Raw genomic sequence first — 14,463 nt, 5'->3', positions numbered from 1 at the left:
CGCCACACCGAAGTGTGGCGGGACTCGTCGGCGATGACGCCGTTGACTCAGCCCAGGACCAAGCCTTCGCCGTCCGCGCTGACGTTGACCGGCACCACGTCGCCGTCGTGCACCTCACCGGCCAACAACATCTTGGCCAGCTGGTCACCGATGGCCTGCTGCACCAGCCGGCGCAGCGGACGGGCCCCGTAGAGCGGGTCGAACCCACGCTCGGCCAGCCACGTCTTGGCGGGCAACGACACTTCGAGGGTGAGCCGGCGCTGTGACAGCCGCTTGGCCAGCTGCTGCAGCTGGATGTCGACAATCGACACCAGCTCCTCGGGATTCAGTGCGTCGAACAGGATCACGTCGTCGAGCCGGTTGATGAACTCCGGCTTGAACGCAGCGCGCACCGCCGCCATCACCTGTTCCTCGGTGCCACCGGCACCCAGGTTGGAGGTCAGGATCAGGATCGTGTTGCGGAAGTCGACCGTGCGGCCCTGACCGTCGGTCAGCCGGCCCTCGTCGAGCACCTGAAGCAGCACGTCGAACACGTCCGGGTGGGCCTTTTCGATCTCGTCGAACAACACCACCGTGTACGGACGCCGCCGCACCGCCTCGGTCAGCTGACCGCCCTGGTCGTAGCCGATGTATCCGGGAGGCGCACCGACCAGCCGAGCCACCGAGTGCTTCTCGCCGTACTCGCTCATGTCGATGCGGACCATGGCGCGCTCGTCGTCGAACAGGAACTCCGCCAAGGCCTTTGCCAACTCGGTCTTACCGACGCCGGTCGGGCCCAGGAACATGAACGAACCCGTGGGCCGGTTGGGGTCGGCGACCCCGGCCCGGCTGCGGCGCACCGCATCCGACACCGCAGTCACGGCCTTCTTCTGACCGATGACCCGCTTGCCCAGCTCCTCCTCCATGCGCAGCAGCTTGGCGGTCTCGCCTTCGAGCATGCGCCCGGCCGGGATGCCGGTCCACGCCTCCACCACCTCGGCGATGTCGTCGGGGCCGACTTCCTCCTTGAGCATCACGTTCTCGCGAGCCTCGGCCACCGGCAAAGCGGCATCGAGCTTCTTCTCGACCTCAGGGATACGTCCGTACCGCAACTCGGCGGCCTTGGCCAGGTCACCGTCACGCTCGGCCCGGTCGGCCTCACCGCGCAGGCTGTCCAGCTGCTCCTTGAGCTCGCGCACCACATCGATGGCGCCCTTCTCGTTCTGCCATCTCGTCGTCAACTCCGCCAACTTCTCGCGGAGATCGGCCAACTCACCGCGCAGTTTCTCCAGCCGTTCCTTGGAGGCGTCATCTTCCTCCTTGGACAGCGCCATCTCCTCGATCTCGAGGCGTCGGACCAACCGCTCGACCTCGTCGATCTCGACCGGCCGGGAGTCGATCTCCATCCGCAGCCGCGATGCCGCCTCGTCCACCAGGTCGATGGCCTTGTCGGGCAGGAAGCGGCTGGTGATGTAGCGGTCAGACAGGCTGGCCGCAGCCACCAGAGCGGAGTCGGTGATGCGCACGCCGTGGTGCACCTCGTAGCGGTCCTTGAGCCCGCGCAAGATGCCGACGGTGTCCTCCACCGACGGCTCACCGACGAGCACCTGCTGGAAGCGACGCTCCAGCGCGGCGTCCTTCTCGATGTACTTGCGGTACTCGTCGAGGGTGGTCGCGCCGACCAGCCGCAGCTCGCCACGGGCCAGCATCGGCTTGATCATGTTGCCCGCGTCCATCGCCGACTCACCGGTGGCGCCGGCGCCCACGATGGTGTGCAGCTCGTCGATGAACGTGATGACCTGCCCGGCCGAGTCTTTGATGTCGTCGAGGACGGCCTTGAGCCGTTCCTCGAACTCACCGCGGTACTTGGCACCGGCCACCATCGAGCCCAGGTCCAGGCTGATGACGGTTTTGTCCCGCAAGCTTTCCGGCACGTCGCCGGCCACGATGCGCTGGGCCAGGCCCTCGACGATCGCAGTCTTGCCGACGCCGGGCTCACCGATGAGCACCGGGTTGTTCTTGGTACGCCTCGAGAGCACCTGCACGACGCGACGAATCTCGTTGTCACGCCCGATGACCGGGTCCAGTTTGCCTTCCCGGGCGCGCGCGGTCAGATCGGTGGAGTACTTCTCCAACGCCTGATACGTGCCCTCGGGATCGGCACTGGTCACCCGGGCACTGCCACGCACCTTGGTGAACGCCTCCCGAAGCGCCTCGGGTGAAGCGCCGTGGCCGGTCAGCAGTTTCGCGACCTCGGAGTCGCCGGTGGCCAGCCCGACCATCAGATGTTCGGTGGAGACGTACTCGTCGTCCATCTCGGTGGCCAGATGCTGGGCCGTGGTGATCGCGGCGAGCGATTCCCGGCTCAGTTGGGGTTGGCTGCTGGCGCCACTGGCGCTGGGCAGCCGGTCGAGCAACCGCTGCGCCTCGGTCCGGATCGTCGCGGGGTCCACGCCGACGGCCTCGAGCAGGGGTGCGGCAATGCCTTCATTCTGAGTGAGCAGTGCCATCAACAGGTGGGCGGGACGGATCTCCGGGTTGCCGGCAGAACTGGCCGCCTGCAACGCTGAGGTCAGCGCCGCCTGAGTCTTGGTCGTCGGGTTGAACGAGTCCACGACACCTCCCTTTTCCGATAGAGAAAATGCTTGTCGCGATGTACAACGTAGTCAAGGTTGAGTCTGTTCCGCTCAAGTTTAAAATTTTTCGATCGGCAGACTCGATCAGGTGGACTCCGCCCTACACGTTGCCGTCGTCGCTGCTTCCGCTCCCAGCCACATGTACCCACATCTCGCGGTTATCCACGAACTGGTGCGCCGCGGGCACCGGGTCAGCTATCTGGTCGGGGGTCACCTGACCAATCTGGTCCAACCCACCGGCGCCGACGTGATCCCGTGCACCTCGGTGTTACCGGGCGCTCCCGGCGCCCCGGAGACATTCGACGAGACCGACCCGGCCGCAGGCATGCGGATCTTCCTCGACGAGGCAATTCACGTTCTGCCGCAGGTGCGCAACGCCCTCGACGCTGACCGCCCCGATCTGGTGTTGTACGACATCGGCGGGATGGCCGGTCCGGTCGCCGCTGCCCACTGGGGTGTGCCCGCCGCGCAGTTGTCGCCCAGCGAGGTGGCGTGGGACGGCTATCACGACGACATGGCCGAGATCTTGGGCCCCATCCTCAACAGTCCGAGCGGACTGGCCTATCGCGAGGCGTTCGACGCCTGGCTCGCCGATTCCGGATCAGGCCTGACTTTCGACGAGGTGACCGGCGCACCGCGACGCTGCCTGGTGTTGATCCCGCGGGTCATGCAACGTCACGCCGACCGCGTCGGTGACCGATACCGCTTCGTCGGGCCCTGCATCGACCCTCGGCGGCTCGATGCGGGTGGGTGGCGTCCGCCGGCCGGGGACGGCCCGCTGGCCCTGCTGGCCTTCGGTACTGCCTATACCGAACGGGCTGACGTGTACCGCAACGTGATCGAGGCGCTGGGCGGGCACGGCTGGCGACTGGTGCTGTCGCGCGGACGCGCTGAGGTGGGGCCCGTTCCGCCGTGGGTCCAACTGCGCGAGTCGGTTCCCCAGCCGGCGGTGCTGGCGCAGGCCGACTGCTTCATCACCCACGCCGGGATGGGCTCGTGCACCGAGGGATTGTGGTTCGGGGTGCCGATGGTGGCCATTCCTCAGGCGGTCGATCAACCCGCGAATGCGGCCCGGCTGGAAACCATCGGCGTCGGCAGGCATTTGTCAGACCCAGTGCCGAGCGTGGCGCAGATCCGCGACGCCGTGCTCGGCGTGGCGGCCGATCAACAGATCCGATTGCGGCTCGATGCCATCAGGGCAGAGATCCGTGCCCACGGTGGGCCACAGTATGCCGCCGACGCCGTCGAAGACATCGCAGCCGGTGGGTGGTAAGTGCCGGCGCCCGGGTTTCGGCGTTGCTAGGTTTTGGCGATGACGGAGAACTGGAGCTCGGTTTTCACCGAACTCATTCCGCTGGCAATGGTGGTGGCGTTGTCACCGCTGTCCATCATTCCGGCGATTCTCGTGTTGCACACGGCTCAGCCGCGTTCCACCGGTCTGGCGTTTCTGGCAGGTTGGCTGATCGGTCTGGCCGGGTTGACCGCGATCTTCGTCGGCGTCTCCGGGCTGCTCGGCGGGCTCGACAAACCGCCGACGTGGGCGTCGTGGTTTCGCATCCTGGTGGGTACCGCGCTCGTCATCTTCGGCGGCTACCGCTTCCTTACCCGAACCAAGTCAGAACACATGCCGGGATGGATGACCAGGCTGAGCACGCTCACCACGGTCCGGGCCGGGGCCGCCGGCGCGGTGCTCACCGTGGTGAACCCCAAAGTGCTGTTCATCTGTGCAGCAGCCGGATTGGCGATCGGCAGTGCCGGCCTCGGCCAGCCCGGGGTCTGGGCCGCCGGGCTGTACTACGTGGCGGCGGCGGGTTCGACGGTCGCATTGCCGATCCTCGCCTACGCGGTATCCGGCAACCGTCTCGACCCCGCACTGGCCCGGCTCAAGGACTGGATGGAACGCCAACACGCCGTGCTGGTCGCGGGAATTCTGGTGGTGATCGGCCTGCTTGTGCTCTACAAGGGAATTCACGCGCTATAGGTAACGCATTCGACGCAATTCGGGCTACGGTGTGGCCATGTCCGAATCCGGCTTCGGTGATTTCGAATTCGAGCGGAAGTTCTTTGTCCGCGAATTGCCCGCGGCGGCGGCCTCCGACCCGACGCCCGCCCTGATCGTGCAGGCGTATCTGTTCGCATCCGACGGTTATGCGGTCCGAGTGCGCGTGCAAGGGCCGGCGCCCGCCGAATTGGACGCCACGGCGGCCGAACTCGTCGAGGCATTGGGCGAGGAATCACTGGGAACCATGACCGCCAAAGGCCCCGCCGTCGGCGGTACCCGCTATGAGGCCGAACGCGAACTCGATCCGTTGGTCGCCGCTCAGATCGTCGGCCGATCTGAGCATGTGGTCGCCAAAGTTCGATACTCGATGTGGCTGGGTGAAGACGGCTGGATCATCGACCAGTTCCTCGGCCGAAACGCACCGCTACTGCTCTCCGAAGTCGAGCGGGGCGGACCCGTGGTCGATCTCGCAATTCCGTCATTCTGCGTTTCCGAGGTCTCCGAAGACGACCGGTTCCGCAACGAATACCTGGCGCACAAGCCATTCGGTACGTGGGCCGACGACTATCTGGGCGAGCTCGACCGGCGCGGGCCTTCGTTTGTGGACACGCTCGGACACAATCATTTCGAGGGCAGGTGAGACGGGTTCTACGCGCAAGGAAATTCAGCGGTCCCGATAGCATCGACAGACCTGGCGCAGCCTTGAGCGAATCTCTGTGGCGGATCCGAAGGGGCAATCATCGACAACAATGTTCCACCGACCGGGCCACCCGGCTGGTTCACTGATCCATGGAACGCTCAGCAACTGCGCTACTTTGACGGCTGGCAGTGGACTGACCACACATCTCCTGAGGCTTCGCCCAGCCCGGTGTCACCTTCCGACTACGCATGGGATTCGGGTTATCCGTTTGGACAAAAGGTCCTGATCCTCAGGGCAATTGCGACCCCACACGATGCCAGCATCATGTGCGGGGTTGAGGCCGAGGACGGCAAGCAGATCGGGTTGATCCAACCGACGACGAAAATTGGCTGGCTCACACGGGGTGCGGAGGCGATGTCGTTCGTCATGATGCGCCCCGATGGGGCGCCGTTGTTGTACTTCACCAGCTCAGGGGGATTCAGAGCGACCATTCAGGTTCAGGACCCCAACGGGCAGGACCTGGGCCGTCTGCGTCGAGGTGGGTCGCGCTGGCGAATTTACACCCTGACCATGGCGATGGAGTCCCACGGAACAACTCTCGGATCGTCCAACGTGGGCACCACCATCATGCAGATGGACAAGAAGGTACACGAACCCATCTACGACGCGACCGGCTCAGTGATCGGCCACGTCCATCGTCAGTGGCACCCAAACACCGGATCACGCAATCCGCATTACGACTACACCCTCGATTGCGCCACCCCAACCTCACGTCCACTTCCGGTTCTGATGTTGACTGTCGCTTTTGCTCACTACATGTACGACCGAATTCAGATGGGTGGTCCGCTCGGAGGACCGCGTTGGAAGTCGCCCAGCAACTGAGCGGAGGCAACCTTGCCCAACGCTGAGTCGCGTGCCGGACACCCGAAATTGCCGCAGAGGGAGGCTGTAGAGCGCTGTTAGGCTCCCCCAGGACAGGAGGTCATGGTGGCAAGACTCGACGATATCCTCGGCGGGATAAACACAGTGTGGTCCGCAAAGAGCCATGTGGAGACTGCGCAAGACACAGACGTACATCCGGTCACGAATGTCTTGACCACCGCATCCGATGCGATAGGGATTACACAGCTGGCCGGGACCGTAGGTCCCGCGATAGCCAACAAATTTTCTCCCAACTTGATCCCCAAATGTCCACAGACCCCCGTGATCCAAGGCGGCCTGCTGGCCATTGCAGCGATGACACTGCACTGCGGGATCGGAACGCCCGACAGCGGCGACCGGTTCGGAAACGGTAACAAGGAATTCGGTAACGTCGGTGAAATCCTCAAATCGGCTATGCCAAGCCAACACTGGCAGGGCAGCGCTTCGAATGCCTATACCGCACAGGATGTGAAACAGCAGGATCGCTCTCAGCTCATGGCTCAGGCCGACAGCATCATCGAATCCGTAGTCAAGAAGCAAGCGGGACAGGTCACAAATACGCGCACGGTGCTGGACGCCTGCTCCGTAGCGCTGGGAATCATGGTGGCACCCGCAATGGCCGCCTACCCCCTCGTTCCCGCGGGACCGGCGATCTCGATGTCGATCCAGATCGGCGCCGTCGCAGGTTCGGTACCGATCGCGATGGCAGCCATGACAAAACTGGGCATCGAGGCAGCGATGAACGGCCTCGAAGTTGCCAAGGCGACCGGTATGTACAACCGAGTTTCCACTACCGCACGCTGACCGAGGGAAATGTCCATGTCCGGTTTCTTGAAGGTGAATACTTCCCATGTGCTGGAACTTGCTGAATTGCAAGAAAAAGCAGCGCAGCAACTACTCGCGGCCGCCGCCGCGGCACAAGGTGTCGGCACATCGATGATGGCCAATCACGGCATGGTGTGCATGACGTCCAACACAGCCGTACTGATTGCTGAGCAAGCAAGGGCCGCTGCCTGTGCCAAGCTGAACTCAGTGTCCGCGTCCCTCTCCACAAAACTGGGGTCCGCCGCGTCACAATACGACCGTGCAGATGCTCAAGGTGCCGGCAAGCTCGACAAAGAAATGCATCCACGCTAAATGCCAGTCGACGGTGCGTCACTGTCGGCGATAACCTTCGCATCGAAACAACCGCACAGGCTCATGCGCGCCGCACACAGAAATCGGAAGTGCTGAAACGTGATCCCTCACGATCCGGACGACGAGTTCTTCGGTTCCGGCAACGACTTGAATGCTCTAGATTTCGCAACCCCTGAGATCCACGAAGATCAATCCGGTCTGGACGCGCTTTCGGAATTCGTCGAGGACAGCAGCGACGACGACATCGCCGAACTGGGCGGCGACTACGACGACGTCATGCACAGCACCTTCACCGATAACGCAGAGTCACCCGACGACGGGCACGACGACTTTGGCGTCGCTGATACGGATGACGGGGTCGAAGATGGCGAGCAGACCTCGGTGGTGCAGGCCGTCAACCCACCGGGCACGGTCGCCGTTACGGCGTACCTGAACGGCTCGGTCGCCCAGGTGGATCTGGATCCGAAGGTCACCACTTTGACCGAGGCTCAACTGGCTGACGAAATTAGGTTTGTGGCTGGCGTCGCCGCCAAGAAAGCGACAGCGGTGGTGCACGTAGGTGTCGTCAACATGATGGTCGAACAGGGTGTTGGTCTTCAGGAGGCCAGGAACTTCGTGGAGACCAACATGCCGTTCGCCACCCCGGAACAGGCCGGCGAGGCAGAACTTGCACTCGTCGCCCGCCACTCCGAGCAGCACCACTGACGCTTTGGGGGTCAGGCAATCGCAGCTCCCATGCATCGTTGGTGGTCATCGGGGGTTTGCGGCAGCCCACGCGAACCACGCCTATGATGCAGCTCCGTGGGACTCGATGACCGTGAAGCGCTGCAGACACTGCAGAGGGCCGTCGACCCTGAGCACGGCTCGCACGCCCTGATCCTGGACTTCTACACCCGGTGGTTTGCCACCGACCTCTCGGCCCGCGACCTGTTTCCTCCCGACATGACCAGCCAACGCGAGGTCTTCGGCCGCGCCCTGACCTGGTTGTTCGGGGAGCTGATCGCCCAGCGCGCCGAGGAGCCGGTGGCATTCCTGGCCCAGCTGGGCAGAGATCACCGCAAGTACGGCGTGGTCCAGAGCCATTACGACTCGATGCAGGACGCTCTGTACAACGCATTGCGCGATCATCTGGAAGCCCAGTGGGACGACCGGCTGGCCGAAGCCGCCCGCGATGCGGTGGCCCTGATCATCGGCGTGATGCGGGGCGCCGCCGACGCCGAGGACTCCCCCGCCTATTGCGACGGCACCGTCATCGAACATCACCGGGTCACCCGCGACGTCTCGGTGATCCGGCTCCAACTCGACCAGGCGCTGTTCTATCACCCCGGCCAGTACGTCACCGTCGAGGTGCCGCAATGGCCGCGGCGATGGCGCTATCTGAGCCCGGCCATTCCCTCGGACCGATCCGGGGCCATCGAGTTCCACGTCCGCTCGGTCACCGGCGGCATGGTGAGCCCCGCCATCGTCGCCGAGACCCGGATCGGTGACCGCTGGCGGCTGTCCAGCCCGCACGGCGGGCTGCACGTCGACCGTGACGGCGAAGACGTGCTGATGGTGGCCGGCAGCACGGGTCTGGCTCCGCTGCGCAACATCATCATGGACATGACGCTGCACGGTGAAAACCCGCGCGTACACCTGTTCTTCGGTGGCCGCTACCCGTGCGATCTGTACGACCTGAAAACCTTGTGGCACATCGCCTCGACCAACCCGTGGTTGTCGGTGACGCCGGTGTCGGAGTACAGCACCGATCCGCCGTGGGCCGGCCAGTACCCCGACGTGCAACCCCCACGTGGCCTGCACGTGCGCCAAACCGGAACGCTGGCCGAGGTGGTGACCCGATACGGCAACTGGGGCGATCGCCAGATTCTCGTCTGCGGCGGCCCCGAGATGGTCACCGCCACCAAATCCGCCCTGATCGAGCGGGGTGCGCCCGCCGATCGCATCCAGCACGATCCGCTGACCCGCTGACGCGTGCCACACTGGCGCCATGGCCGACGTTCAACCAGTCACCCTGCAGGATCCGTCGTCGTCGCTGACTGCCACCTACGTTCCGGGTGCCGGGATGGTGTGCAGCTCCCTGGCCGACAACCGCGCTGACGGCGATGTCGAATATCTGGGCCAGCGACGTGGCCTTCAGGCATACATTTCCGACGGCAAGACGATGGGCATCCCGATCCTCTATCCGTGGGCAAACAGATTGAGCGCCAACGAATACCACGTGGGCGACACGCGCGTGAATTTGACTCCCGGTGCCGACGGTGTACGTGCCGACCCCCACGGCGCACCCATCCATGGTGTGCTCGCCGCGAACCCGGACTGGCAGGTGATCGAACGTTCCGGGAACATGCTGGTGGCCTCGCTGGACTGGGCTGCCGAGCCGACATTGCTGGCGACGTTCCCGTTCCCGCACCGGTTGACGTTGACGGCGACGCTGGCCGACCGGACCCTCAGCGTGGCCACCACGGTAACGTCGACCGGGACGCAACCCGTGCCCCTGTGTTACGGCTACCATCCGTATCTGACGATTCCCGGTGTGCCCCGGGAGGACTGGCGCCTAGAGACTCCGGCCATGCGGCACCGGCTGGTGGACGACCACGGGTTGCCCACCGGGGAGTGCGGAGAGTGGCCAGGCGGGACAACACAATTGGGCAACACCGAACTCGACGAAGGATTCGACGAGGTCGATGCAGGTGCGGTTTTTGCCCTCTCCGGCGGGCGACACCGGGTCGAGGTCACCTTCGAAAAGGGCTACGCCGCAGCGCAACTGTTCGCACCGGGCAACGACGCCGTGGTGGGGATCGAGCCGATGGCCGCACCCACTAACGCTCTGCGCCAGGGCAATTACACGATGGCCGCCCCCGGAAAACCGGAGACGGCCATCTTTTCGATCAGAGTTGGTTAGCGGGCACCTCGACTACTGCGAATGTCGCCGCCGAGCGGCTCCGGGCTGCCACAACACCACAGCCTTCGACGCCGCCGAAACGTCGCGGCGCTGGTCGCTGAGTTGTTCGACCTGCTGCGTCAACTCGGACACCCTGGTGCGCAACGCATCCACCTGATTGGTGAGTTCGATGATGCGTTTGATGCCGGCCAGGTTGACGCCCTCGTCCTGTGACAACCGTTGCACCTCGCGGAGCAGATCGACATCACGTTCGGAATAACGGCGCCCACCACCGGAACTGCGTTGTGGGCTGACCAGACCGAGCCGGTCGTATGTGCGCAGGGTCTGCGCATGCATACCGGCCAGCTCGGCGGCCACGGAAATCAGGAACGTGCGGGCTTCCTCTTGACGCCGGCTCATACGTTGCCAGCCCATCCGGCCCGCGGGTCAAACCCGCTGTCCCGTTCGGCTTTCGCGTACGCCTCCAACGCCTCGGCCGCTTCGCCTTCCAGGTTCGGCGGCACCGCGACCTTCACCGTCACCAGCAGATCGCCGTGCCCGCCGGAGCGTTTCGGCACCCCGCGCCCACGTACCCGCAGGATACGGCCGTCAGAGGTACCCTTGGGCACCCGCACCCCGACCTTGCCCTCCAGGGTGGGAACGGAAAGCGTTGTGCCAAGAGCCAATTCGTGGAAGCTGACCGGAACGCTGACCGTCAGGTCGTCGCCGTCACGCCCGAACACCTTGTCCGGGCGCACATGCACGGTGACGTAGAGGTCACCGGAGGGTGCGCCCCGCAACCCGGCTTCGCCCTGGCCGGCCAGCCGGATGCGCTGACCGTCCTCGACGCCCGGAGGGATCCGCACGTTGATGGTGCGGGTCCGGGTGGTGACGCCGGTGCCCTTGCACTCCTCGCAGGGGTGCTCGATGATCGAGCCGCTGCCCCGGCATTCGGTACAGGGCTCGGAGAATCCGAACGCCCCCTGGTTGCGGTTGACCACACCGGAGCCGTTGCAGTTCGGGCACACCTTGGGGCTGGTGCCCGGCCGCGCACCACTGCCGTGGCAGTTGGTGCAGGGTGCCGGACTGGTCAGCCGCAGCGGCATGGCCACGCCCTTGGTGGCTTCGAGGAACGAAAGCTCGGTCTCGGTTTCCAGGTCGTTGCCTCGACGAGGCCGGCTCGGCCGCGGTTGTGCACCGCGGCCGAACAGCCCGCCGAAGAGGTCACCGATATTGGCGCCGCCGCTCTGGCCGGCCGCGTCGAACAGGTCTCCCAGGTTGAATTCGGCTCCGTCAGAACCGAATCCGCCACTGAAGTTCCCACCCGGGTTGAACCGGCGCCCACCACCGGCGAACAACCGCCGGGTCTCGTCATACTCCTTGCGCTTCGCGGGGTCCGACAGGACGCTGTTCGCCTCGGAAACCGCCTTGAACCGCTCGGCCGCTCCCGCATCGGGATTGCGGTCGGGGTGCAGTTCAGAGGCCAGCTTCCGGTAGGCCTTCTTGATCTCGTCGGCGCTGGCGTCAGAGGAGACGCCGAGTTCTTTGTAGAAGTCCTTTTCGACCCACTCGCGTTGGGCCATGCTGCGCCACCTCCTTACCTCTTCTCTTTAGTCGTTGTGTCTAGTTGTCTGATTCTGCGGCCTGATCATCTGCGGCGTCAGCGTTATCCGCACTGCCGTCGGCATCGGAGACGGTGTCGACCACGCCCACCATGGCGTGCCTGACCACCTGCTCACCGACCCGGTAACCCCGGCGCATCACGGTCCCGACCACCGGGTGGTTGCCTTCGCCCTCGTGCTGCACAGCCTCGTGCAGCGACGGGTCGAACTCGTCACCCTCTTCACCGAAGCCGGAAAGCCCTTGGCCCTCAAGAACACTGACGAGCTTGTCGGCAACCGACTTGAGCGGCCCGGATTCCAGGTCACCGTGAGCGCGGGCCCGGTCGAGGTCATCGAGGATGCCCAGGAGCTGGGTGATGACCGCGACCTTGGCACGGTCTGCGGTGACCTGCTGGTCGCGCAGCGCCCGTTTGCGGTAGTTGTCGTATTCGGCCTTGACGCGCTGCAGGGTGGCCTTGAGTTCGGCGACCTCGTCGGTTTCGCTCCCCGACTCTCCGGCAGGCGATGCGGCCGACGCCGGCCCGCTAGGGGCCGGCGCCTGCTCACGCACCTCACCGGTGTCGGGATCGATGCGCCGTTTGTCGGTGATGGTCACCGGCTCCTGCGGATCGTCGCCGCCGTTTTGAGGTTGCGTCACTTGTTCTCCCGGTCATCGTCGACGACTTCGGCGTCCACCACGTTGTCGTCAGCCGGCGCACCGCCGTCTGCTCCGCCGGCAGCCTGCTCGGCCTGGGTGGCCTCGTAGATCGCCTGGCCCAGACCCTGCGACTCGACGCCGAGCTTCTCCATGGCGTCCTTGATCGCCGAGATGTCGGTGCCTTCCAGAGCCGACTTCGCCTCGGCGATGGCCCCGTCGACCTTCGACAGCGTCTCCTCGGGAACCTTCGACCCGCCTTCGGCCTCACGCTGCTCCTTGACGAACTTCTCCGTCTGGTAGACCAACGATTCGGCCTGGTTGCGGACATCGGCCTCTTCGCGACGCTTCTTGTCCTCCTCGGCGTGTGCCTCGGCGTCCTTGATCATCCGGTCGATCTCTTCCTTGGACAGGCCGGAGCCTTCCTGGATCTTGATCGTGTTTTCCTTGCCGGTGCCCTTGTCCTTGGCGGTGACGTGCACGATGCCGTTGGCGTCGATGTCGAAGGTGACCTCGATCTGCGGCACGCCGCGCGGGGCCGGCGGGATACCGGTCAGCTCGAAGGAGCCGAGCAGCTTGTTGTGCGAAGCGATCTCGCGCTCACCCTGGAAGACCTGGATCTGCACCGACGGCTGGTTGTCGTCAGCGGTGGTGAAGGTCTCCGACCGCTTGGTCGGAATGGTGGTGTTGCGCTCGATCAGCTTCGTCATCACGCCACCCTTGGTTTCGATACCGAGGGACAGCGGGGTGACGTCGAGCAGCAGAACGTCTTTCACCTCGCCCTTGAGCACACCGGCCTGCAGCGCGGCACCCACGGCGACAACCTCGTCGGGGTTGACGCCCTTGTTGGGCTCCTTGCCACCGGTCAGTTCCTTGACCAGATCGGTGACGGCGGGCATACGGGTCGAGCCACCGACGAGCACGACGTGGTCGATCTCGGAAACCGAGATGCCGGCGTCCTTGATCACCGACTGGAACGGCTGACGGGTGCGGTCCAGCAGATCCTGCGTGATCTTCTGGAACTCGGCGCGGGTCAGCTGCTCGTCGAGGAACAGCGGGTTCTTGTCGGCGTCGACGGTGATGTAGGGCAGGTTGATCGAGGTGCTCTGCGAGGAGCTCAGTTCGATCTTGGCCTTCTCGGCGGCTTCACGCAGCCGCTGCATGGCCATCTTGTCCTTGGTCAGGTCGATGCCCGAGGTGCTCTTGAACTTGTCGACCAGCCAATCGACGATCCGGTCGTCCCAGTCGTCGCCACCGAGGTGGTTGTCACCGGAGGTGGCCCGCACCTCGACGACACCGTCGCCGATCTCCAGCAGCGAGACGTCGAACGTGCCGCCACCGAGGTCGAAGACCAGGATGGTCTGTTCCTTGCTGCCCTTGTCCAGGCCGTAGGCCAGGGCCGCCGCGGTGGGCTCGTTGACGATGCGCAGGACGTTGAGGCCGGCGATCTGACCGGCTTCCTTGGTGGCCTGACGCTGGGCGTCGTTGAAGTACGCGGGCACGGTGATGACCGCGTCGGTGATGTCCTCACCGAGGTACGCCTCGGCGTCGCGCTTCAGCTTCTGCAGCGTGCGCGCGCTGATCTCCTGCGACGTGTAATTCTTGCCGTCGATCTCGACGGTCCAATCGGTGCCGATGTGGCGCTTGACCGAACGGATGGTCCGGTCGACGTTGGTGACCGCCTGGTTCTTGGCGGGCTGACCGACCAACACCTCACCGTTGCGCGCAAACGCGACAACGGACGGGGTGGTCCGGGAGCCCTCTGAGTTCGCGACGACAACGGGGTCGCCGCCCTCCAGAACCGCGACGCACGAGTTGGTGGTCCCGAGGTCGATACCGACCGCACGAGCCATAGTGATGCCTCCTGATAGAGATGGGGTCTGAGCGGACTGCGCTCAAGCCTGCTCCTGGGGAGCCCGGATTGTCAACCTAGACTTGAGTCATGTTCACTCAACTTGCTGTCGATGTGGTCAACGTTGGGCTTCGGGGAATTTGTTCCCGCTGAAAACCA

General features: G+C 64.7%; 14 protein-coding genes and 1 pseudogene. 10 read left to right on the top strand and 5 right to left on the bottom strand.

Annotated elements, in window-relative coordinates:
- Positions 1-47: 47 nt before the first annotated feature.
- Positions 48-2,594 carry an ATP-dependent chaperone ClpB gene (gene clpB / locus A5740_RS09365; RefSeq protein ID WP_076193409.1) on the bottom strand — a complete coding sequence of 849 codons (2,547 nt, stop codon included), beginning with the start codon at positions 2,592-2,594 and terminating at the stop codon, positions 48-50.
- Between the two features lie 109 nt (positions 2,595-2,703).
- Between clpB and A5740_RS09360 the strand changes: the two genes are divergently transcribed.
- The 10 genes and pseudogenes from A5740_RS09360 (at position 2,704) to A5740_RS09315 (ending at position 10,217) form a co-directional block, all read left to right on the top strand.
- The gene (locus A5740_RS09360) at positions 2,704-3,888 is read left to right on the top strand and encodes a macrolide family glycosyltransferase (RefSeq protein WP_254849127.1); all 1,185 of its coding nucleotides are present in this window, start codon (positions 2,704-2,706) and stop codon (positions 3,886-3,888) included.
- Between the two features lie 39 nt (positions 3,889-3,927).
- On the top strand, positions 3,928-4,596 hold the full coding sequence (locus tag A5740_RS09355; RefSeq protein ID WP_076193406.1) for a GAP family protein: 669 nt from the start codon (positions 3,928-3,930) through the stop codon (positions 4,594-4,596).
- Positions 4,597-4,633: 37 nt separating this feature from the next.
- Positions 4,634-5,257 carry a hypothetical protein gene (locus A5740_RS09350; protein WP_076193448.1) on the top strand — a complete coding sequence of 208 codons (624 nt, stop codon included), beginning with the start codon at positions 4,634-4,636 and terminating at the stop codon, positions 5,255-5,257.
- Positions 5,258-5,353: 96 nt separating this feature from the next.
- A pseudogene (locus A5740_RS29315) lies at positions 5,354-5,473 on the top strand (DUF2510 domain-containing protein); the annotation flags it as partial.
- A 12-nt stretch (positions 5,474-5,485) separates the two neighbouring features.
- On the top strand, positions 5,486-6,139 hold the full coding sequence (locus tag A5740_RS09340) for a hypothetical protein (RefSeq protein ID WP_076193404.1): 654 nt from the start codon (positions 5,486-5,488) through the stop codon (positions 6,137-6,139).
- A gap of 105 nt (positions 6,140-6,244) precedes the next feature.
- Positions 6,245-6,982 carry an EspA/EspE family type VII secretion system effector gene (locus tag A5740_RS09335; protein ID WP_139335033.1) on the top strand — a complete coding sequence of 246 codons (738 nt, stop codon included), beginning with the start codon at positions 6,245-6,247 and terminating at the stop codon, positions 6,980-6,982.
- A gap of 15 nt (positions 6,983-6,997) precedes the next feature.
- Positions 6,998-7,315 carry an ESX-1 secretion-associated protein gene (locus tag A5740_RS09330; RefSeq protein ID WP_076193401.1) on the top strand — a complete coding sequence of 106 codons (318 nt, stop codon included), beginning with the start codon at positions 6,998-7,000 and terminating at the stop codon, positions 7,313-7,315.
- A gap of 99 nt (positions 7,316-7,414) precedes the next feature.
- Complete coding sequence (locus A5740_RS09325) at positions 7,415-8,020, top strand: hypothetical protein (RefSeq protein WP_139335032.1); 606 nt, start codon at positions 7,415-7,417, stop codon at positions 8,018-8,020.
- A 96-nt stretch (positions 8,021-8,116) separates the two neighbouring features.
- Complete coding sequence (locus A5740_RS09320; protein ID WP_076193399.1) at positions 8,117-9,283, top strand: FAD-binding oxidoreductase; 1,167 nt, start codon at positions 8,117-8,119, stop codon at positions 9,281-9,283.
- A 19-nt stretch (positions 9,284-9,302) separates the two neighbouring features.
- Entirely contained in the window at positions 9,303-10,217 is a 915-nt protein-coding gene (locus tag A5740_RS09315; RefSeq protein WP_076193398.1) for an aldose 1-epimerase, read from the top strand.
- Between the two features lie 12 nt (positions 10,218-10,229).
- On the opposite strand, the gene A5740_RS09310 is transcribed toward A5740_RS09315, so the two are convergent.
- Genes A5740_RS09310 through dnaK form a run of 4 tightly spaced genes read right to left on the bottom strand, consistent with a single transcriptional unit; the run spans position 10,230 to position 14,305 of the window.
- Positions 10,230-10,616 carry a heat shock protein transcriptional repressor HspR gene (locus tag A5740_RS09310; protein WP_139335031.1) on the bottom strand — a complete coding sequence of 129 codons (387 nt, stop codon included), beginning with the start codon at positions 10,614-10,616 and terminating at the stop codon, positions 10,230-10,232.
- A complete protein-coding gene (gene dnaJ, locus A5740_RS09305) occupies positions 10,613-11,779 on the bottom strand; it encodes a molecular chaperone DnaJ (RefSeq protein ID WP_076193394.1) in 1,167 nt (388 codons plus the stop codon). The genes A5740_RS09310 and dnaJ overlap by 4 nt, the downstream gene beginning before the upstream one ends.
- Before the next feature lie 40 nt (positions 11,780-11,819).
- On the bottom strand, positions 11,820-12,455 hold the full coding sequence (grpE, locus tag A5740_RS09300; protein WP_076193392.1) for a nucleotide exchange factor GrpE: 636 nt from the start codon (positions 12,453-12,455) through the stop codon (positions 11,820-11,822).
- Positions 12,452-14,305 (bottom strand): molecular chaperone DnaK, encoded by a 1,854-nt coding sequence (gene dnaK, locus A5740_RS09295; protein ID WP_076193391.1) that lies wholly within the window; start codon positions 14,303-14,305, stop codon positions 12,452-12,454. The genes grpE and dnaK overlap by 4 nt, the downstream gene beginning before the upstream one ends.
- Positions 14,306-14,463: the final 158 nt, after the last annotated feature.

It is taken from the genome of Mycobacterium sp. GA-1841 (assembly GCF_001954135.1).
In the GTDB taxonomy this organism is placed as follows: Bacteria; Actinomycetota; Actinomycetes; order Mycobacteriales; family Mycobacteriaceae; genus Mycobacterium.
This window is presented reverse-complemented; position numbering and strand designations above follow the sequence as displayed.